17 protein-coding genes are annotated in these 21356 nt (G+C 68.6%); 2 read left to right on the top strand and 15 right to left on the bottom strand.

Going from position 1 to position 21356, the window contains the following annotated elements; genetic code table 11:
• Window positions 1–82 precede the first annotated feature (82 nt).
• Window positions 83–1321 carry a fumarylacetoacetase gene (gene fahA, locus F3T56_RS17250; RefSeq protein ID WP_149826055.1) on the top strand — a complete coding sequence of 413 codons (1239 nt, stop codon included), beginning with the start codon at window positions 83–85 and terminating at the stop codon, window positions 1319–1321.
• A 135-nt stretch (window positions 1322–1456) separates the two neighbouring features.
• On the opposite strand, the gene recQ is transcribed toward fahA, so the two are convergent.
• From recQ to F3T56_RS17175, 15 genes are all read right to left on the bottom strand, one after another.
• A complete protein-coding gene (gene recQ, locus F3T56_RS17245) occupies window positions 1457–3517 on the bottom strand; it encodes a DNA helicase RecQ (protein WP_246203659.1) in 2061 nt (686 codons plus the stop codon).
• Window positions 3518–3722: 205 nt separating this feature from the next.
• Complete coding sequence (gene nuoN / locus F3T56_RS17240) at window positions 3723–5375, bottom strand: NADH-quinone oxidoreductase subunit NuoN (RefSeq protein ID WP_149826054.1); 1653 nt, start codon at window positions 5373–5375, stop codon at window positions 3723–3725.
• The gene (locus F3T56_RS17235; RefSeq protein ID WP_149826053.1) at window positions 5372–6931 is read right to left on the bottom strand and encodes an NADH-quinone oxidoreductase subunit M; all 1560 of its coding nucleotides are present in this window, start codon (window positions 6929–6931) and stop codon (window positions 5372–5374) included. The genes nuoN and F3T56_RS17235 overlap by 4 nt, the downstream gene beginning before the upstream one ends.
• 5 nt (window positions 6932–6936) lie before the next feature.
• Window positions 6937–8877 carry an NADH-quinone oxidoreductase subunit L gene (gene nuoL / locus F3T56_RS17230; protein WP_149826052.1) on the bottom strand — a complete coding sequence of 647 codons (1941 nt, stop codon included), beginning with the start codon at window positions 8875–8877 and terminating at the stop codon, window positions 6937–6939.
• A 15-nt stretch (window positions 8878–8892) separates the two neighbouring features.
• A complete protein-coding gene (nuoK, locus tag F3T56_RS17225; RefSeq protein WP_009310327.1) occupies window positions 8893–9192 on the bottom strand; it encodes an NADH-quinone oxidoreductase subunit NuoK in 300 nt (99 codons plus the stop codon).
• Entirely contained in the window at window positions 9189–10037 is an 849-nt protein-coding gene (locus F3T56_RS17220; RefSeq protein WP_149826051.1) for an NADH-quinone oxidoreductase subunit J, read from the bottom strand. The genes nuoK and F3T56_RS17220 overlap by 4 nt, the downstream gene beginning before the upstream one ends.
• A complete protein-coding gene (nuoI, locus tag F3T56_RS17215) occupies window positions 10034–10675 on the bottom strand; it encodes an NADH-quinone oxidoreductase subunit NuoI (RefSeq protein WP_149826050.1) in 642 nt (213 codons plus the stop codon). The genes F3T56_RS17220 and nuoI overlap by 4 nt, the downstream gene beginning before the upstream one ends.
• Window positions 10668–12032 (bottom strand): NADH-quinone oxidoreductase subunit NuoH, encoded by a 1365-nt coding sequence (gene nuoH / locus F3T56_RS17210; RefSeq protein ID WP_149826049.1) that lies wholly within the window; start codon window positions 12030–12032, stop codon window positions 10668–10670. Before nuoH ends, nuoI begins: the two co-directional genes overlap by 8 nt.
• A complete protein-coding gene (locus tag F3T56_RS17205; protein ID WP_149826048.1) occupies window positions 12029–14533 on the bottom strand; it encodes an NADH-quinone oxidoreductase subunit G in 2505 nt (834 codons plus the stop codon). Before F3T56_RS17205 ends, nuoH begins: the two co-directional genes overlap by 4 nt.
• Window positions 14530–15885: an NADH-quinone oxidoreductase subunit NuoF gene (nuoF, locus tag F3T56_RS17200; protein WP_149826047.1), complete on the bottom strand. Its 1356-nt coding sequence runs from the start codon at window positions 15883–15885 to the stop codon at window positions 14530–14532. Before nuoF ends, F3T56_RS17205 begins: the two co-directional genes overlap by 4 nt.
• Window positions 15885–16715, bottom strand: a complete 831-nt coding sequence (gene nuoE / locus F3T56_RS17195) for an NADH-quinone oxidoreductase subunit NuoE (RefSeq protein WP_149826105.1) — start codon at window positions 16713–16715, stop codon at window positions 15885–15887. Before nuoE ends, nuoF begins: the two co-directional genes overlap by 1 nt.
• Window positions 16716–16744: 29 nt before the next feature.
• Window positions 16745–18067, bottom strand: coding sequence for an NADH-quinone oxidoreductase subunit D (locus F3T56_RS17190; protein ID WP_149826046.1), 1323 nt, complete (start codon window positions 18065–18067; stop codon window positions 16745–16747).
• Window positions 18064–18801: an NADH-quinone oxidoreductase subunit C gene (locus F3T56_RS17185; RefSeq protein ID WP_149826045.1), complete on the bottom strand. Its 738-nt coding sequence runs from the start codon at window positions 18799–18801 to the stop codon at window positions 18064–18066. Before F3T56_RS17185 ends, F3T56_RS17190 begins: the two co-directional genes overlap by 4 nt.
• A complete protein-coding gene (locus F3T56_RS17180) occupies window positions 18798–19352 on the bottom strand; it encodes a NuoB/complex I 20 kDa subunit family protein (protein ID WP_003998928.1) in 555 nt (184 codons plus the stop codon). The genes F3T56_RS17185 and F3T56_RS17180 overlap by 4 nt, the downstream gene beginning before the upstream one ends.
• Window positions 19353–19366: 14 nt before the next feature.
• The gene (locus F3T56_RS17175) at window positions 19367–19726 is read right to left on the bottom strand and encodes an NADH-quinone oxidoreductase subunit A (protein WP_033319564.1); all 360 of its coding nucleotides are present in this window, start codon (window positions 19724–19726) and stop codon (window positions 19367–19369) included.
• 717 nt (window positions 19727–20443) lie between these two features.
• Here F3T56_RS17175 and F3T56_RS17170 point away from each other — a divergent pair.
• Complete coding sequence (locus F3T56_RS17170; protein WP_149826044.1) at window positions 20444–21283, top strand: C40 family peptidase; 840 nt, start codon at window positions 20444–20446, stop codon at window positions 21281–21283.
• Window positions 21284–21356: the final 73 nt, after the last annotated feature.

Genomic DNA, 21356 nt, shown 5'->3' with positions numbered 1-21356 from the left:
ACTCCCCGTTCTCGTCACTCCCCCGTAACGTGTGCCGCGACCAGACGGAACGACGGAACACACGAGAGCGAGGCAGCACCCGATGCCCCCCTTCGATGTCCCCGAGGGCGATCCCTTCGACGTCCCCGAAGGCCACCCCTTCGGCCCGCACAACCTCCCCTACGGCGTCTTCGCCCCGGCCGGTTCCGAGACCCGCCGGGTCGGGGTCCGCCTCGGGGACCATGTCCTGGACGCGGGCGCGGCGGCACAGGCCCTCGGCTCCCCCTACGCCTCCCTCCTCGCCCACCCCGCCCTCAACCCGTTCCTCGCCGCGGGCCGCACCGCCTGGTCGGACATCCGCCGCGCCCTGACGGCCTGGCTGACGGTCCCCTCGCACCGCGAAACGATCACCCCCCACTTCCACCCGCTCTCCTCCGTCACGCTCCACCTCCCCTTCGAGGTCGCCGACTACGTCGACTTCTACGCCTCGGAGAACCACGCCCGGAACGTCGGCCAGATCTTCCGTCCCGACTCACCGGACCCGCTGACCCCCAACTGGAAGCATCTGCCCATCGGTTACCACGGCCGATCAGGCACCGTTGTCGTCTCCGGTACCGACGTGGTACGGCCCTCCGGCCAGCGCAAAGCCCCCACGGACCCGGCTCCGCTCTTCGGCCCGTCCACCCGCCTCGACATCGAAGCGGAGGTCGGCTTCGTGGTCGGAGCCCCCTCGGACATGGGCAGTCCGGTGGCCCTCTCCTCCTTCCGGGACCATGTCTTCGGCCTCTGTCTCCTCAACGACTGGTCCGCCCGCGACATCCAGGCCTGGGAGTACGTCCCCCTGGGCCCCTTCCTCGGCAAGTCCTTCGCCACATCCGTATCGGCATGGATCACCCCGCTGGACGCCCTGGACGAAGCCCGCGTGCCCCCTCCGCCCCGCACCCACGACCTGCTCCCCTACCTGGACGACTCCACCGAGGACCCCGGCGGCTACGACCTCCGCATCACCGTCGCCATCAACGGCCACACCGTCTCCGACCCCCCCTTCTCCACCATGTACTGGACCGCCGCCCAACAACTGGCCCACATGACCGTCAACGGCGCCTCCCTCCGCACCGGCGACCTCTACGGCTCAGGCACCGTCAGCGGCCCTTCCCCCACCCAACGCGGCTCCCTCCTGGAACTCACCTGGAACGGCCGCGACCCCCTCGACCTCCCCAACGGCAAACGCACCTTCCTGGAAGACGGCGACGAGGTAACCCTCACGGCCTGGGCCCCCGGCCCAGACGGCACGAGAGTGGGCCTGGGCGAGGTGACGGGCAGAGTCGTACCACCGGCCTAGAGCACGAGGGCGGCACGACGGCCGGCGACTGGGACGGCCACGGGAACGGCGGGTCAGCCGCAAGACGGCGGCCCTGAGCCTCACAGCGCACCCCACGCGCCCCGGCCCAACCGCCGGAGGCCCCCGCACCCCTCCCTAAGCCCAGTCGTCCGGCTCAAGCTCCGGTTCCCCCTCCGACCAGTCGAAGTCCTCCCCCGCGCCGTCCTCCCCCGCACCCCCCGAAGAGGGACCACCCCCCAGCGAAGCAAGCACCCCCAACACCCCCTCCCCATACGTGACCAGCTTCTTCTCGCCGATCCCGCTGATGACACCGAGCTCGGCCATCGTCGAGGGCCCGACCGACGCGATCTCCCGAAGCGTGGCGTCGTGGAAGATCACATACGCCGGAACCCCCTGCTCACGGGCCTGCTCGGCACGCCACGCCCGCAGAGCCTCGAAGACAGGAAGCAACTCCGCCGGCAGCTCGGCCACGGCAGCCTTGGCCTTCCGCTCCCCCCGACCGGAGCCGGACGCCGCCCCCGACCCCGCCCGCGAGGCCACCGGGTTCTTCGGCTCCTTGCGCAGCGGAACCTCCCGCTCCCGCCGCAACACCGCCCCGCTGGCTTCAGTCAGCACCAAAGTCCCGTACTCCCCCTCGACAGCGAGCAGCCCCTGCGCGAGCAACTGCCGCACGACGCCCCGCCATTCGCCCTCGGCCAGCTCCTCGCCGATGCCGAAGACGGACAGCTGGTCGTGGTCGAACTGGATGACCTTGGCGGTCCGCCGCCCCAGCAGGATGTCGATGATCTGGACGGCACCGAATTTCTGCCTGCGCTCCCGCTGCAGCCGCACCACCGTGGAGAGCACCTTCTGCGCCGCGACGGTGCCGTCCCAGGTCTCCGGAGGTACGAGGCACGTGTCGCAGTTGCCGCAGCCGCCGGGTACGGGCTCCTGCCCGAAGTACTGGAGCAGCTGCCCCCGTCGGCACTGGGCCGTCTCGCACAGCGCCAGCATGGCGTCCAGATGCGTGGCGGCCCGTCGGCGGAACGCCTCGTCGCCCTCCCCGCTCTGGATGAGCTTGCGCTGCTGTATGACGTCGTTCAGCCCGTACGCCATCCACGCGGTGGAGGGCAGCCCGTCCCGCCCGGCGCGGCCGGTCTCCTGGTAGTAGCCCTCGACCGACTTCGGCAGGTCGAGGTGGGCGACGAACCGCACGTCGGGCTTGTCGATGCCCATTCCGAAGGCGATCGTGGCGACCACCACGAGCCCTTCCTCGCGCAGGAACCGGGCCTGGTGCGCCGCGCGCGTACCCGAGTCGAGCCCCGCGTGGTACGGCACCGCCTCGATGCCGTTCTTGCTCAGGAACTCCGCCGTCCGCTCGACGGAGTTGCGCGACAGGCAGTAGACGATGCCCGCGTCTCCGGCGTGCTCCTGGCTCAGGAAGGACAGCAGCTGCTTCTTGGGGTCGGCCTTGGACACGATCCGGTACTGGATGTTGGGCCGGTCGAAGCTGGCCTCGAAGTGCCGGGCCTGCGGCATGGCCAGCCGCTCGGTGATCTCCCGGTGCGTCGCCCGGGTGGCGGTGGCCGTGAGCGCGATGCGCGGTACGTCCGGCCAGCGCTCGCCCAGCAGCGACAGGGCCAGATAGTCGGGCCGGAAGTCATGGCCCCACTGGGAGACACAGTGCGCTTCGTCGATCGCGAACACCGCGATCTTGCCGCGTGCCAGAAGATCCAACGTGGCGTCGAGCCGCAGCCGCTCCGGCGCGAGGTACAGCAGATCCAGCTCACCCGCGAGGAACTCCGCCTCGACCACGCGCCGCTCGTCGAAGTCCTGCGTGGAGTTCATGAACCCGGCGCGCACGCCCAGCGCCCGCAGGGCGTCCACCTGGTCCTGCATCAGCGCGATCAGGGGCGACACCACGATGCCCGTGCCGGGCCTGACCAGGGCCGGAATCTGATAGCAGAGCGACTTTCCGCCGCCGGTCGGCATCAGGACGACGGCGTCACCGCCCGCGACCACATGCTCGATGACCGCTTCCTGCTCACCCCGGAAGGCGTCGTACCCGAAGACCCGATGGAGCACGGCCAGCGCCTCGCTCTCCGCCGAGCGCCCCGTGCCCACGCCCCCTCCCGGTCCCGGGGCTGTCCCGCTCTCGCCCGCCCCGGTCATCCAGTCCTCGTCCGCCATCACACTCGTCCCGCCCGTCCCGATCATCGCCCGTCCCCCGTGTCCTACGTCCTACGCCGCCCGCGCTTCCTCCAGCCCTTGCCACGATAGGCGCCCGCACCGACAGTCTCAGAGTTATCCACAGGCTCCACCCTTCAGAGTGCGCAGCGCCCACGCCCAACGCGCGGCGGGACCCGGCCTCCAAAGGAGACCGGGTCCCGTCACATCCGCACAACCGCATACCAGCGGAGCGTCAACGCACGAACGTCCCCGCCTGACCCGCCAGGTCCAGGAAGTACTGCGGCGCCACACCCAGCACCAGCGTGACGACGACGCCGACCCCGATCGCGGTCATGGTCAGCGGCGACGGCACGGCCACCGTCGGCCCCTCCGGTCGCGGCTCGCTGAAGAACATCAGCACGATCACCCTGATGTAGAAGAACGCGGCGATCGCCGAAGAGATCACACCGACCACCACGATCGCACCCGCGCCACCCTCCGCCGCCGCCTTGAACACCGCGAACTTCCCGGCGAACCCGGACGTCAGCGGAATGCCCGCGAAGGCCAGCAGGAAGACCGCGAACACGGCCGCCACCAGCGGCGACCTGCGCCCGAGTCCGGCCCACTTGGACAGGTGGGTCGCCTCCCCGCCCGCGTCCCGCACCAACGTCACCACGGCGAACGCGCCGATCGTCACGAACGAGTACGCGCCCAGATAGAACAGCACCGACGAGACACCGTCCGGCGAGGTCGCGATGACACCCGCGAGGATGAATCCCGCGTGCGCGATCGACGAGTACGCGAGCAGCCGCTTGATGTCGGTCTGGGTGATGGCGACGATCGCGCCGCCCAGCATGGTGACGATGGCGACGGCCCACATGACCGGCCGCCAGTCCCAGCGCAGGCCCGGCAGGACGACGTACAGCAGCCGCAGCAGCGCGCCGAACGCCGCCACCTTCGTGGCCGCCGCCATGAACCCGGTGACCGGCGTCGGCGCGCCCTGGTACACGTCCGGCGTCCACATGTGGAACGGCACCGCACCCACCTTGAACAGCAGGCCCATGACGACCATGGCGGTGCCGATGAGCAGCAGGGCGTCGTTGCCCATGGTGCCGGCGAGCGCCGGGGTGATCTCCGCGACGGTCCCGTCGACGACCTGCGCGATCGTCGCATACGACACCGAACCCGCGTAGCCGTACAGCAGTGCGATGCCGAAGAGGGTGAACGCGGAGGCGAAGGCGCCGAGGAGGAAGTACTTGACCGCGGCCTCCTGCGACATGAGCCGCTTGCGGCGGGCCACGGCGCACAGCAGGTACAGCGGAAGGGAGAAGACTTCCAGGGCGATGAACAGGGTCAGCAGGTCGTTCGCCGCCGGGAAGATCAGCATGCCGCCGATGGCGAACAGCAGCAGCGGGAACACCTCGGTGGTCGCGAACCCGGCTTTCACGGCGGCCTTCTCGCTGTCACTGCCGGGCACGGACGCGGCCTGCGCGGCGAAGGAGTCGACCTTGTTGCCGTGTGCCGCCGGGTCGAGCCGCCGCTCGGCGAAGGTGAAGACGCCGAGGATTCCGGCGAGCAGGATCGTGCCCTGCAGGAACAGTGCCGGTCCGTCGACGGCGATGGCGCCCATCGCCGCGATGCCGGCCTTCGTCGTGCCGTATCCGCCCGCCGCGAGCGCGACGACCGCGGCGAAGGCGGCCGCGAGCGCGACGACGGAGACAAACACCTGGGCGTAGTAGCGGATCTTGCGCGGCACGAAGGCCTCGATCAGGATCCCGATGATCGCCGCCCCGATGACGATCAAGGTGGGCGACAATTGCCCGTATTCGATGTCCGGCGCGCCGATCTTGTCGATCGGATCGGTCGCCGCCGTTGTCCACAGGCTGTGGACGGCTGATGCGCTCACTTGGCCGCCTCCACCTCGGGCTTGGGATCCTGCTTCTGTACGTCGGACAAGGTCTGCTTGACCGCCGGGTTGACGATGTCGGTGACCGGCTTCGGGTAGACGCCCAGGAAGATCAGCAGCACGACCAGCGGGGCGACCACCACCAGTTCCCGCACTCTCAGGTCGGGCATGCCCTCGACCTCGGCCTTCACCGGGCCCGTCATAGTCCGCTGGTAGAGGACGAGGGTGTAGAGCGCGGCGAGAACGATGCCGAGGGTGGCGATGATCCCGATCACCGGGTAGCGCGCGAACGTGCCGACCAGGACCAGGAACTCACTGACGAACGGGGCGAGTCCCGGCAGGGACAGGGTCGCGAGGCCGCCGATCAGGAACGTGCCGGCAAGCACCGGCGCGACCTTCTGCACGCCGCCGTAGTCGGCGATGAGCCGGGATCCGCGCCGTGAGATCAGGAAGCCGGCCACCAGCATCAGGGCGGCGGTCGAGATCCCGTGGTTGACCATGTAGAGCGTCGCGCCCGACTGGCCCTGGCTGGTCATCGCGAAGATGCCCATGATGATGAACCCGAAGTGCGAGATCGACGCGTACGCCACCAGCCGCTTCATGTCCCGCTGGCCGACCGCGAGCAGGGCCCCGTAGATGATGCTGATGAGCGCCAGTACGAGGATCGCGGGCGTCGCCCACTTGCTCGCCTCCGGGAAGAGCTGGAGGCAGAAGCGCAGCATCGCGAAGGTGCCCACCTTGTCGACGACCGCTGTGATCAGCACGGCAACCGGGGCGGTGGACTCCTGCATGGCGTTGGGCAGCCAGGTGTGCAGCGGCCACAGGGGGGCCTTCACCGCGAAGGCGAAGAAGAAGCCGAGGAACAGCCAGCGTTCGGTGCTGGTCGCCATCTCCGGCACGCCGTTCTCGGCGATCGTCTGGAGCGAGAAGTGCCCGGCCACCACGTAGAAGCCGATCACCGCGGCCAGCATGATCAGTCCGCCGGCCAGGTTGTAGAGGAGGAACTTCACCGCGGCGTACGACCGTTGCGTCGACGCCGCCTCCTCGCCGTGCTCGTGGGCACGGTCCCCGAAGCCACCGATGAGGAAGTACATCGGGATGAGCATGGCTTCGAAGAAGATGTAGAAGAGGAAGACATCGGTGGCCTCGAAGGAGATGATCACCATCGCCTCTACGGCCAGGATCAGGGCGAAGAAGCCCTGGGTGGGCCGCCACCTCTTGTTTCCGGTCTCCAGGGGGTCGGCGTCGTGCCAGCCCGCGAGGATGATGAACGGGATCAGCAGGGCGGTCAGCGCGATGAGCGCCACCGCGATGCCGTCCACGCCCAGCTCGTAGCGCACCCCGAAGTCCTTGATCCAGGCGTGCGATTCGGTGAGCTGGTAGCGGTCGCCGCCCGGGTCGAAGCGGACCAGGACGATCGCGGCAAGCACAAGCGTGGCCAGCGAGACGATCAGCGCGAGCCATTTGGCGGCGTTGCGCTTGGCGGCCGGTACGGCGGCCGTGGCGATCGCCCCGAGGGCCGGGAGCGCCGCCGTCGCTGTCAGGAGAAAGGACATCGGTATCAGACCGCCCTCATCAGCAGGGTCGCGGCGATGAGGATCGCAGCGCCGCCGAACATCGAGACCGCGTACGAGCGGGCATAGCCGTTCTGGATGCGGCGCAGCCGCCCGGAGAGGCCGCCCATGGTGGCCGCCGTGCCGTTGACGACCCCGTCGACCAGGGTGTGGTCGACGTACACCAGCGAGCGCGTGAGGTGCTCTCCGCCGCGTACGAGGACGACGTGGTTGAAGTCGTCCTGGAGGAGGTCGCGGCGGGCGGCCCGGGTGAGCAGCGACCCGCGCGGGGCGACGACCGGGACGGGACGGCGCCCGTACTGGAGCCAGGCGAGGCCGACGCCGATGACCATCACGGCCACCGTGGACATCGTGACCGCGAGCGCGCTGATCGGCGGGTGTCCGTGGGCGTGGTCGGTGACGGGCTCCAGCCAGTGGATGAACCGGTCGCCGATGCTGAAGAACGCTCCGCCGAAGACCGACCCGACGGCCAGCACGATCATGGGGATCGTCATGACCTTGGGTGACTCGTGCGGGTGCGGCATCTCACCGGGGTGCACCTCGATGCCGGGCTCGACACTCGGCGCCTTGTCCGGGTCGGGCGCCGGCTGCCACCGCTCCTCCCCGAAGAACGTCATCAGCATCACGCGCGTCATGTAGAAGGCCGTGATGGCCGCGCCCAGGAGGGCGACGCCGCCGAGGATCCAGCCCTCGGTGCCGCCCTTGGCGAACGCCGCCTCGATGATCTTGTCCTTGGAGAAGAAGCCGGACAGACCGGGGAAACCGATGATGGCGAGGTAACCGAGGCCGAACGTCACGAACGTGACCGGCATGTACTTGCGGAGGCCGCCGTACTTGCGCATGTCGACCTCGTCGTTCATGCCGTGCATGACCGAGCCGGCGCCGAGGAACAGCCCGGCCTTGAAGAAGCCGTGCGTCACCAGGTGCATGATCGCGAAGACATAGCCGATCGGGCCGAGGCCGGCGGCCAGGATCATGTAGCCGATCTGCGACATCGTCGACCCGGCGAGGGCCTTCTTGATGTCGTCCTTCGCGCAACCGACGATCGCACCGAAGAGGAGCGTGACCGCGCCGACCACGGTGACGGCCAGCTGCGCGTCCGGGGCCGCGTTGAAGATCTCCCCGGAGCGGACGATCAGGTAGACGCCCGCGGTCACCATGGTCGCGGCGTGGATGAGGGCCGAGACCGGGGTCGGGCCCTCCATCGCGTCCCCGAGCCAGGACTGCAGCGGCACCTGGGCGGACTTGCCGCATGCGGCGAGCAGCAGCATCAGGCCGATGGCGGTGAGCATGCCTTCGCTGGTCTCACCGGTGGACTCCAGGACCGGCCCGAAGGCGAAGGTCCCGAAGGTGGTGAACATCAGCATGATGGCGATGGACAGCCCCATGTCGCCGACGCGGTTGACCAGGAATGCCTTCTTCGCGGCGGTGGCGGCGCTGGGCTTGTGCTGCCAGAAGCCGATCAGCAGGTACGAGGCGAGGCCGACGCCCTCCCAGCCGACGTACAGCAGCAGATAGTTGTCGGCGAGGACGAGCAGCAGCATCGCCGCGAGGAACAGGTTCAGATAGCCGAAGAAGCGGCGTCGGCGCTCGTCGTGCTCCATGTACCCGATCGAGTACACATGGATGAGCGAGCCGACTCCGGTGATCAGCAGCACGAACGTCATCGACAGCTGGTCGAGTTGGAAGGCGACGTCCGCCTGGAAGCCCTCGACCGGGATCCAGCTGAACAGGTGCTGGCCGATCTCGCGGTGTTCGGCGTCCTTGCCGGCCATGTCGGCGAAGAGGACGACACCGATGACGAACGAAGCCGCGGCGAGGGCCGTGCCGAGCCAGTGGCCGACGGCGTCGAGGCGCCGGCCGCCGCACAGCAGGACCGCCGCTCCGAGCAGGGGCGCCGCCACCAGCAGCGCAATCAGGTTCTCCACGATTCTTCCGACCCCTTACAGCTTCATCAGGCTGGCGTCGTCGACCGAGGCCGAGTGGCGGGAACGGAACAGCGACACGATGATCGCGAGTCCGACCACGACCTCCGCGGCGGCGACGACCATCGTGAAGAAGGCGATGATCTGGCCGTCGAGATTGCCGTGCATTCGGGAGAAGGCGACGAGGGCGAGGTTGCAGGCGTTGAGCATCAGCTCGACGCACATGAACACCACGATCGCGTTCCGCCTGATCAGGACGCCGGTGGCGCCGATCGTGAACAACAGGGCGGCGAGATACAGGTAGTTGACGGGATTCACTTCGATGCCTCCCCGTTCTTCCCGTTGCTTCCGCTGTTCGTGCGCTCCAGCCGGTCCTCGGCGCGCCGCTCCAGGGCCTTGAGGTCGTTCAGCGCCTGGGCCGACACGTCACGGATCTGGCCGCGGTCCCGCAGCGTCTTGTTGACGGTCAGCTCGGACGGGGTGCCGTCGGGCAGCAGGCCCGCGATGTCGACCGCGTTGTGCCGCGCGTACACACCGGGTGCCGGCAGCGGCGGCAGGTGCTTGCCCTCGCGTACGCGCTGCTCGGCCAGCTCCCGCTGGGTCTTGGCGCGCTCGGTGCGCTCGCGGTGGGTGAGCACCATGGCGCCGACGGCGGCCGTGATCAGCAGGGCGCCGGTGAGCTCGAAGGCGAACACGTAGTCGGTGAAGATCAGGGCCGCGAGGCCCTCCACGTTCCCACCCGCGTTGGCCTGGGCGAGGCCGTCGAACTCCGTCAGCGCCGCGTTGCCGATGCCCGCGACGAGCAGGATGCCGAAGCCGAGGCCACAGAGGAGGGCCAGCCAGCGCTGGCCCTTGATGGTCTCCTTCAGCGAGTCCGCGGCCGTGACGCCGACGAGCATCACCACGAACAGGAACAGCATCATGATCGCGCCGGTGTAGACGATGATCTGTACGACGCCCAGGAAGTAGGCGCCGTTGGCGAGGTAGAACACCGCCAGGATGATCATGGTCCCGGCGAGGGAGAGCGCACTGTGCACGGTCTTCTTCATGAAGACCGTGCCCAGGGCGCCGAGCACGGCGATGGTGCCGAGCACCCAGAACTGGAAGGCCTCACCGGTGGAGGTGCCGGCAGAAAGAGTGGCTGCGGCGGCGAACTGTGTCATCGGCGGATCACCTTCTCCGACGCCGGCTCGCCCTCGCCGAAGGTCGAGGCGGCGTCCTGCGGCTTCTCGCCCTGGGAGGTGGCGACCTGGCGCTCTGTACCAGACGCGGCCTCGGTGACGAGCCCCCGGTAGTAGTCCTGCTCGTCCGTGCCGGGGTAGATGGCGTGGGGCGTGTCGACCATGCCCTCTTCCAGTCCGGCGAGCAGCTGTTCCTTGGTGTAGATGAGGTTGGCGCGGCTGGAGTCGGCCAACTCGAACTCGTTGGTCATCGTCAACGCGCGCGTGGGGCACGCCTCGATGCACAGGCCGCACAGGATGCAGCGGGCGTAGTTGATCTGGTAGACGCGGCCGTACCGCTCGCCCGGCGAGTAGCGCTCCTCGTCGGTGTTGTCCGCGCCCTCCACGTAGATGGCGTCGGCGGGACAGGCCCAGGCGCACAGCTCGCAGCCGACGCACTTCTCCAGGCCGTCCGGATGGCGGTTGAGCTGGTGCCGGCCGTGGAACCGCGGGGCCGTGGTCTTCTGCTGCTCCGGATACTGCTCGGTCAGCCGCTTCTTGAACATGGCCTTGAAGGTCACGCCAAAGCCGGCGACAGGGTTCTGGAAACCCGGCTTGGTCTCCTTCGGCTCCTCAGCCATCGGACGCCTCCTTCCCATTCGAAGATCCGTCACTGTCAGTATCGGACCCACCACTGACAATCAGCTCCCGCTCGCGGCGCGGCCGCCTGCGCGGCACCGGCGGGAGGGTCTGTCCGGGCAGGGGCGGTACGGGGAATCCGCCGGCCATCGCGTCGAAGGCGGCCGGTCCGGCGGGCTTCTCCTGCGCCTCGCGCCGCTCGCGGATCATGTCCGCGACGACCGAGAGCAGGAAGAGGACGAGGACGGCGCCACCGACGTAGAGCGCGATCTCGGCGAATTCGTAGTTCTCGTTCCTGAGGGTCCGTACGGTCGCGACGAGCATCAGCCAGACCACGGAGACCGGGATGAGGACCTTCCAGCCGAGCTTCATCAGCTGGTCGTAGCGGACGCGCGGGAGCGTGCCGCGCAGCCAGATGAAGAAGAACAGCAGCAGCTGCACCTTCACCACGAACCAGAGCATCGGCCACCAGCCGTGGTTGGCGCCCTCCCAGAAAGCGCTGATCGGGTACGGGGCCCGCCAGCCGCCCAGGAAGAGCGTCACCGAAACTGCCGAGACCGTCACCATGTTCACGTACTCGGCGAGCATGAACATCGCGAACTTGATGGACGAGTACTCGGTGTTGAAGCCGCCGACCAGGTCGCCCTCGGACTCCGGCATGTCGAAGGGGGCGCGGTTGGTCTCACCGACCATGGTCACGATGTAGATCACGAACGACACCGGCAGCAGCACGATGTACCAGCGGTCCGCCTGCGCCTCCACGATCGCCGACGTCGACATCGACCCGGAGTACAGGAAGACCGAGGCGAAGGCGGCGCCCATGGCGATCTCGTACGAGATCATCTGCGCGCAGGAGCGGAGACCGCCCAGCAGCGGGTAGGTGGATCCGGAACTCCAACCCGCCAGAACGATCCCGTAGATGCCCACCGAGGCGACGGCGAGGATGTAGAGCATCGCGATCGGCAGGTCGGTGAGCTGCATCGTGGTGCGCTGGCCGAAGATCGAGATCTCGTTGCCGGCGGGGCCGAAGGGAATCACCGCGATCGCCATGAAGGCCGGGATGGCCGCGACGATCGGCGCGAGGACGTAGACGACCTTGTCCGCGCGTTTGACGATGACGTCTTCCTTGAGCATCAGTTTGATGCCGTCGGCCAGCGACTGGAGCATGCCCCAGGGGCCATTCCTGTTGGGGCCGATGCGCAGCTGCATCCAGGCGACGACCTTGCGCTCCCACACGATGGACAACAGCACGGTCACCATCAGGAAGGCGAAGCAGAACACCGCCTTGATGACGACCAGCCACCAGGGGTCACGGCCGAACATCGAGAGGTCTTCTGCGGCGAGGTAGTACGCGCTCATGCCTCCACCTCCTCGGGGGCCTCGGCGGCGAGCGTCGCGGGGCCGATGCGGACGAGTGCGCCGGGCAGCGCCCCGGTGTCGGAGGCGACGCCCGAGCCGGTGGAGTTCAGCGGCAGCCAGACGACGCGGTCGGGCATCTCGGTGATCTGCAGCGGCAGTTCGACGACCCCGGCGGGGCCGCTGACCGCGAGGACGTCGCCGTTCTTGACGCCCGCCTCGGCGGCCGTGGCGGGTGACACACGCGCGCGTGCGGCATGCCGCGTGCCCGCGAGTGCCTCGTCGCCGTCCTGGAGCCGGCCCTGGTCGAGCAGCAGCCGGTGTCCGGCCAGTACGGCCTCTCCGGCGGCCGGCCGGGGCAGCGAGGCCGCGGTCTCCAGGGGCTCCGTGGCCCGCGGCCCGTCCCACGCCCCGAGCCGGTCCAGCTCCGCGCGCGTGGTGCGCAGATCCGGCAACCCGAGGTGTACGTCCATGGCGTCGGCCAGCATCTGGAGCGCCCGCCCGTCGGTGGGCGCCACCCGGCGCGTCATCTGGTCGGGCTTGAGCGCGGCCTCGAACATCCGAACCCGGCCTTCCCAGTTGACGAAGGTGCCCGCCTTCTCGGCCACCGCGGCGACCGGGAGGACGACATCCGCGTGCTCGGTGACCTCGCTGGGCCGCAGTTCCAGCGACACCAGGAAGCCCACCGCGGCGAGCGCCTCACGCGCGCGTGCCGGATCGGGCAGATCGGCGACCTCCACACCCGCCACCACCAGGGCCCCGAGCTCTCCAGTGGCGGCGGCCTCGACGATCTGTCCGGTGTCCCGGCCGTACCGGGACGGAAGTTGGGCAACGCCCCAGACGCCGGCGACCTCCTCCCGCGCGCGCGGGTCGGTGGCCGGACGCCCGCCCGGCAGCACCGTAGGCAGCGCCCCGGCCTCGACGGCGCCCCGCTCCCCGGACCGGCGCGGAATCCACACCAGTTCGGCACCGGTCGCGGACGCGGCCCGTACGGCGGCGGTGAGCCCGCCCGCCACGGCCGCGAGCCGCTCCCCGACGACGATCACGGCGCCTTCGGTGCGCAGCGTCTCGGCGGCCTTGGCGCCGTCCTCCTCCAGGCCGAACCCGCTCGCGAGCGCGTCCAGCCACTCGGTCTCGGTGCCCGGCGCGGTGGGCAGCAGCGTGCCGCCGGCCTTCTCCAGACCCCGGGTGGCGTGGGTGGCCAGCGAGAACACCCGCTGCTTGTGCTTGCGCCACGCCTTGCGCAGCCGGAGGAAGACGCCGGGCGCCTCCTCCTCGGCCTCGAACCCGACCAGCAGCACCGCGGGCGCCTTCTCCAGGGAGGCGTACGTGACGCCTGTACCGTCGAGGTCGCGTCCGCGTCCGGCGATCCGCGCCGCCAGGAAGTCGGCCTCCTCGCCGCTGTGCACGCGCGCGCGGAAGTCGATGTCGTTCGTGTCGAGGGCCACGCGCGCGAACTTGCTGTAGGTGTAGGCGTCCTCGACGGTGAGCCGGCCGCCGGTCAGGACACCGGCCCTGCCGCGCGCGGCGAGCAGCCCCTGAGCGGCGGCCTCCAGGGCCTCCGGCCACGACGCGGGCTCCAGGGTGCCCGCCTCATTTCGTACGAGCGGGGTAGTAAGCCGGTCCGGCCGCTGCGCGTACCGGAACGCGAACCGCCCCTTGTCGCAGATCCACTCCTCGTTGACCTCGGGGTCGTTGGCGGCGAGCCGCCGCATGACCTTGCCGCGCCGGTGGTCGGTGCGGGTCGCGCAACCGCCGGAGCAGTGCTCGCACACGGACGGCGAGGAGACGAGGTCGAACGGGCGGGAGCGGAATCGGTACGCCGCCGAGGTGAGCGCCCCTACGGGGCAGATCTGGATGGTGTTCCCGGAGAAGTACGACTCGAAGGGGTCGCCCTCGCCGGTGCCGACCTGCTGGAGCGCGCCCCGCTCGACGAGTTCGATCATCGGGTCGCCCGCGACCTGGTTGGAGAAGCGGGTGCAGCGGGCGCACAGCACGCACCGCTCACGGTCGAGCAGCACCTGCGTGGAGATCGGCACGGGCTTCTCGTAGGTGCGCTTCCTGCCCTCGAAGCGGGACTCGGCGTGGCCGTGCGACATGGCCTGGTTCTGCAGCGGGCACTCGCCGCCCTTGTCGCAGACCGGGCAGTCCAGCGGGTGGTTGATGAGCAGGAGCTCCATCACACCCTTCTGGGCCTTCTCCGCGACGGGCGAGGTGAGATGGGTCTTGACGACCATCCCGTCCGTACAGGTGATCGTGCAGGACGCCATGGGCTTGCGCTGGCCCTCGACCTCGACGATGCACTGGCGGCAGGCCCCTGCCGGGTCGAGCAGGGGGTGGTCGCAGAAGCGGGGGATCTCGATGCCGAGTTCTTCGGCGGCCCGGATGACCAGGGTGCCCTTGGGCACGCTGATCTCGGCGCCGTCGATCGTCAGCGAGACGAGATCCTCCGGCGGGACCGCCGCCTCCCCGCCTCCGGAGGGAGCGCTGGTGGTCACGGTCATGCGTTCACCTCCGCGTGCTTGTCCTTGTCTGCCCAGGCGGTCGACTTGGCGGGGTCGAAGGGGCAGCCCCGGCCCGTGATGTGGTCCTCGTACTCCGCGCGGAAGTACTTCAGGGAGGAGAAAATCGGCGAGGCGGCACCGTCGCCGAGGGCGCAGAAGGACTTGCCGTTGATGTTGTCGGCGATGTCGTTCAGCTTGTCGAGGTCGCTCATGACGCCCTTGCCGGCCTCGATGTCGCGCAGCAACTGCACGAGCCAGTACGTGCCTTCGCGGCAGGGTGTGCACTTGCCGCAGGACTCGTGGGCGTAGAACTCGGTCCAGCGGGTCACGGCGCGGACGACGCAGGTCGTCTCGTCGAAGCACTGGAGTGCTTTCGTGCCGAGCATGGAACCCGCGGCACCCACTCCTTCGTAATCAAGAGGGACGTCGAGATGCTCGTCGGTGAACATCGGGGTCGAGGAGCCGCCCGGCGTCCAGAACTTGAGGCGATGCCCGGGTCGCATTCCGCCGCTCATCTCCAGGAGTTGGCGGAGGGTGATGCCGAGCGGTGCCTCGAACTGGCCGGGATTGGCGACATGGCCGCTGAGCGAGTAGAGCGTGAAGCCGGGAGACTTCTCGCTGCCCATCGACCTGAACCATTCCTTGCCGTTTTTCAGGATCGCGGGAACCGACGCGATCGACTCGACGTTATTCACCACAGTCGGACAGGCGTAGAGGCCTTCCACAGCAGGGAAGGGGGGACGGAGCCGCGGTTGACCACGGCGGCCTTCGAGCGAGTCGAGCAGTGCGGTCTCCTCACCGCAGATGTACGCGCCCGCGCCCGCGTGCACGGTGAGGTCTAGGTCGAGTCCGCTGCCCAGGATGTTCTCGCCGAGGTAGCCCGCCGCGTAGGCCTCACGTACGGCCTCGTGCAACCGCCGCAATACGGGGACGACTTCACCACGCAGATAGATGAAGGCATGCGAAGACCTGATGGCATAACACGCGATGACGATGCCCTCGATGAGGCTATGCGGGTTCGCGAAGAGGAGCGGAATGTCCTTGCACGTTCCGGGCTCCGATTCGTCGGCGTTGACAACTAGATAGTGTGGTTTTCCATCACCCTGAGGAATGAACTGCCATTTCATTCCGGTCGGGAACCCCGCGCCGCCGCGGCCACGCAACCCGGAGTCCTTCACATACGCGATGAGGTCGTCCGGCGTCATGGCGAGCGCCTTGCGGAGTCCCTCGTATCCCTCGTGCCTTCGGTAGACGTCCAGCGACCACGACCTGTCCTCGTCCCAGAAGGCCGACAGCACGGGTGCGAGCAGCTTCTCGGGGCTGGTGCCCTTGATCTCGGGTGCCAACGTCATCACTCCCCCTCCTCGGCGGTAGGCCCTGCCGGGTGGGCCGGGTCCGAGGCCGACGTTTCCTGCGGCGCGTCGTGCGAGCTGAGGTGCTCGGCGGGCGACGGCTCGTGCACCTTGCCGTGCGGCTCCTCGTGGGGGCCGCCGTCTCGTGGATGGACCACGCGCGCGGGTGCGGTCTCTCCCCTTGCCAGGCGGAGGCCGACCAGCGACGCGGGTCCCGCACCGCCGCTTGCCTCGACGGCCCCTGGCCGCTCGTCGGGGAAGCCGGCGAGAATCCGCGCGGTCTCCTTGAAGGTGCACAGCGGTGCCCCGCGCGTGGGCTCGACCCGCGCTCCCACGCGCAGGTCGTCGACGAGTTGCTTGGCGCTGTCCACGGTCTGGTCGTCGAAGAACTCCCAGTTGACCATCACGACCGGGGCGAAGTCGCAGGCCGCGTTGCACTCGATGTGCTCCAGGGTGACCTTGCCGTCGTCGGTGGTCCCGCCGTTGCCGACGCCCAGGTGGTCCTGGAGCGCCTCGAAGATGGCGTCGCCGCCCATGACCGCGCACAGGGTGTTGGTACAGACGCCGACCTGGTAGTCACCGGAGGGCCTGCGCCGGTACATGGTGTAGAAGGTGGCGACGGCGGTGACCTCGGCCGTGGTCAGGCCCAGCACATCGGCGCAGAACCGCATGCCGGTACGGGTGACATGGCCCTCCTCCGACTGCACGAGATGCAGCAACGGCAGGAGAGCGGACCGGGAGTCCGGGTAGCGGGCGACGACCTCGGCGGCGTCCCGTTCCAACCGGGCTCGAACGTCGTCCGGGTAGTCGGGCGCGGGCAGTTGGGGCATGCCCAGGCTGACGCCCTCGGGGGTGGTGGTCACCGGTCGACGCCTCCCATCACGGGGTCGATGGACGCGACGGCGACGATGACGTCGGCGACCTGGCCGCCCTCGCACATCGCCGCCATGGCCTGCAGATTGGTGAAGGACGGGTCGCGGAAGTGGACCCGGAAGGGGCGGGTGCCTCCGTCGGACACGACGTGCACCCCGAGTTCGCCCTTGGGTGACTCGACGGCCGCGTACGCCTGTCCCGGCGGGACGCGGAAGCCCTCGGTCACCAGCTTGAAATGGTGGATCAGGGCCTCCATGGAGGTGCCCATGATCTTCTTGATGTGGTCCAGAGAGTTGCCGAGGCCGTCCGGTCCCAGGGCGAGCTGGGCGGGCCAGGCGATCTTCTTGTCGGCGACCATGACCGGACCGGGCTGCAGCCGGTCCAGGCACTGTTCGACGATGCGCAGCGACTGGCGCATCTCCTCCAGGCGGATCAGGAAGCGGCCGTAGGAGTCGCAGGTGTCGGCGGTCGGGACGTCGAAGTCGTATGTCTCGTAGCCGCAGTACGGCTGGGCCTTGCGCAGGTCGTGCGGGAGGCCGGCGGAGCGGAGGATCGGGCCGGTGGCGCCGAGCGCCATGCAGCCGGACAGGTCGAGGTAGCCGACGTCCTGCATACGGGCCTTGAAGATGGGGTTCCCGGTGGCGAGCTTGTCGTACTCGGGAAGGTTCTTCTTCATCTTCTTCACGAACTCACGGATCTGGTCCACCGCGCCGGGCGGCAGGTCCTGGGCGAGTCCGCCGGGCCGGATGTACGCGTGGTTCATGCGCAGGCCGGTGATCAGCTCGTAGATGTCGAGAATGAGTTCACGATCACGGAAGCCGTAGATCATGATCGTGGTGGCGCCGAGCTCCAAGCCGCCGGTGGCGATGCACACCAGGTGGGAGGAGAGGCGGTTCAGCTCCATGAGGAGCACCCGGATGATCGTGGCGCGGTCGGGGATCTGGTCCTCGATGCCGAGGAGCTTCTCCACGGCAAGGCAGTACGCCGTCTCGTTGAAGAACGGCGTGAGGTAGTCCATGCGCGTCACGAAGGTGGTGCCCTGGGTCCACGTGCGGAACTCGAGGTTCTTCTCGATGCCGGTGTGGAGGTAGCCGATGCCGCAGCGGGCCTCGGTGACGGTCTCACCGTCGATCTCCAGGATGAGCCGGAGCACACCGTGGGTGGACGGGTGCTGCGGGCCCATGTTGACGATGATGCGCTCGTCATCCGCCTTGGCCGCGGTCTCGACGACCTCGTCCCAGTCGCCGCCGGTGACCGTGTATACGGTGCCCTCGGTGGTCTCGCGCGGAGTTGCGTGCTGCGTGCTCATGAGTACGACCTCCGCTGGTCCGGAGCCGGGATCTGGGCGCCCTTGTATTCGACGGGGATGCCGCCGAGGGGGTAGTCCTTGCGCTGCGGGAAGCCCTGCCAGTCGTCCGGCATCATGATCCGCGTCAGCGCGGGGTGGCCGTCGAAGACGATGCCGAAGAAGTCGTACGTCTCGCGCTCGTGCCAGTCGTTGGTCGGATAGACGGGGACGAGCGACGGGATGTGCGGGTCGGCGTCGGGGGCGGAGACCTCCAGGCGGATCAGCCGGTTGTGGGTGATCGAGCGCAGGTGGTAGACGGCGTGCAGCTCGCGGCCCTTGTCTTCGGGGTAGTGGACGCCGGAGACGCCGGTGCACAGTTCGAAACGGAGGGCCGGGTCGTCGCGGAGGGTCTGGGCGACGCGGAGCAGGTACTCGCGCTCGATGTGGAAGGTGAGCTCGCCGCGGTCGACGACCGTCTTGTCGATGACGTTCTCGGGGACGAGGCCCTGTTCCTCCAGGGCGCCCTCCAGTTCGTCGGCGACCTCGTCGAACCAGCCGCCGTAGGGGCGTGTGTCCGCGCCCGGGAGCCGGATCGAGCGGACGAGGCCGCCGTAGCCGGAGGTGTCGCCGCCGTTGTTGGCACCGAACATGCCGCGCTGGACGCGGATCTCCTCGCCGCCCTCGCCGCGCTGGCCGGGGAGGTTGGAGGCGCCGAGGTCCTTCTCGGGGTTGACCCCGTTGTTGGTGTCGCTCATCGCAGCAACCCCTTCATCTCGATGGTGGGGAGCGCCTTGAGCGCGGCTTCCTCGGCCTCGCGGGCCGCTTCCTCGGCGTTCACGCCGAGCTTGGAGGTCTGGATCTTCTGGTGGAGCTTGAGGATCGCGTCCATCAGCATCTCCGGCCGTGGCGGGCAGCCGGGGAGATAGATGTCGACCGGGACGATGTGGTCGACGCCCTGGACGATCGCGTAGTTGTTGAACATGCCGCCGGACGATGCGCAGACCCCCATGGAGATCACCCACTTCGGGTTCGGCATCTGGTCGTAGACCTGCCGCAGGACCGGCGCCATCTTCTGGCTGACCCGGCCGGCCACGATCATCAGGTCCGCCTGGCGCGGCGATCCGCGGAACACCTCCATGCCGAAGCGCGCCAGGTCGTAGCGGCCCGCGCCCGTCGTCATCATCTCGATGGCACAACAGGCGAGGCCGAAGGTGGCGGGGAAGACGGATGCCTTGCGTACCCAGCCCGCGGCCTGCTCGACGGTGGTCAGCAGGAAACCGCTCGGCAGTTTTTCTTCGAGTCCCATGGCTTAAAGACCCCTCAGTCCCATTCCAGGCCGCCGCGCCGCCAGACGTACGCGTAGGCGACGAAGACGGTGAGCACGAAGAGCAGCATCTCCACGAGCCCGAAAACACCCAGGGCGTCGAAGGTGACGGCCCAGGGGTAGAGGAAGACGATCTCGATATCGAAGATGATGAAGAGCATCGCCGTCAGGTAGTACTTGATCGGGAAGCGCCCGCCGCCGGCCGGCGTGGGGGTCGGCTCGATTCCGCACTCGTAGGCCTCGAGCTTGGCCCGGTTGTAGCGCTTCGGGCCGATCAGCGTGGCCATGACCACGGAGAAGATCGCAAAGCCTGCCCCGAGGGCTCCCAGTACCAGGATGGGCGCATACGCGTTCACCGCTCCTCGCTCCTCTCAGTCGGCACTGACTGCTGGCGGATTGCGTGGACCGGCTCTCCTGCCTCACCTGTCCCACGAGCCCCGCTTGTCCCGGGGCGAAGATCGCGAACATGTGAAGCAGGTCACAAGCCCAACTGCCGTGCATCCTATGCCTGCGGGTCTGTGATCTGCGACACGGGGTACAGGACCGAGTTTGTGATCTCTACCACCTGACGAACGATCATGAAGCCGGATGAGCGACGATCTTCGTACACGAAGCGTCAGAGTGGTCACCAGAAGTGACATTTTCACTCGTAATCGCAGGCCACGAGAGGCATCTCCATATCAAGAGAGTTCCGCTGCATGCAAATTGGTGCTGGACGAGACCGCTTGATAGTGACCCGCATTCACACACCAGAGGGGGATCCCGTGACCGATGTGGACGCGTGCACGCATTCACGAGCGTCGAACGAGGGCGATCACGCGTGGGGCACAGCCGGATCGGTGACCGTTCCGTGACCTGCGCCACATCGGAGCGAGATCAAATCAACCGGTCCTGGCCACTCGCCGCAATCGATGGTAAGCGCAGGGCAATTCGGACGAAATCACGAAAGCGCATGATCACGGGCTTGATCGGTCGTGTCCACAATGCCCGTTACGGCGTCAATAAAGACTGACGCACAGGGAATTTGCGGCTTCCGTTGAACAACTGTGGCGCAGGACACGTTTCTTGAAGGTATGGAGCAGCCCCTGGTACCGCTTGTACCCATGTCCCACACCGCTCACATACGCAGCCACCGGAAGCCCCGCCGCAACGCGCCTTCGATCGCGGTGCGTGCCGGAGTCGCCGGTGGCGTTCTCAGCACCGTGGCAGTGGCCGGTGCGTCAGCGCAGGCGTTCGCCGCTGAGCCGGTGACGCAGACGCTCGAACTGCCCACCCTCACTGCCGACCTGGCCACGCAGGCCGCGCAGTCCGCCGACGCCACGCAGCAGATGGCGGCCGGCTATCAGCTGCAGGCCGAGCGTGACGCGGCCGCCGAACAGGCTGCCAAGCAGGCCGAGAAGGACCTGGCCAAGGCGAAGAAGGAGGAGGCCCGCAAGAAGGCCGCCGCCGAGGCCGAGCGGAAGGCCGCCGCCGAGCGCGCCTCGCGGGACAGTGAGCGGACCACGCTCACGTCCACCGACACCAGCACCACGACGACGACCGCGCCCGCGCCCGCCAGCGGCAGCGTCGGCACCGTCATCAGCTTCCTCAAGGCGCAGCTCGGCGACGCGTACGTCATGGGCGCCTCCGGCCCCGACGCGTGGGACTGTTCCTCCCTGGTCCAGGCCGCGTTCAAGCAGGTCGGCGTGGACCTCCCCCGGGTCTCGCAGGACCAGTCGATGGTCGGCACCGAGGTCTCCCTGTCCAACCTCCAGGTCGGCGACATCCTGTATTGGGGCTCGAAGGGCTCCGCGTACCACGTGGGTGTCTACATCGGTAACGGCCAGTACCTCGACGCGGCGAACCCCTCCAAGGGCGTCGTCATCCAGGACCTCTCCGGCTACCCGGCGACGGGTGCGGTGCGCGTGCTCTGACCCACGCGGTCGCACAGGCGCCTTTCGGAGGGCCGCTCTCCCGTTCGGGGACAGCGGCCCTCCGCGCTGCCCG

The organism is Streptomyces tailanensis (genome assembly GCF_008386495.1).
In the GTDB taxonomy this organism is placed as follows: Bacteria; Actinomycetota; Actinomycetes; order Streptomycetales; family Streptomycetaceae; genus Streptomyces; species Streptomyces tailanensis.
Note: the sequence above shows the minus strand (reverse complement) of the source record. Positions and strands in the feature narration are given on the sequence as shown.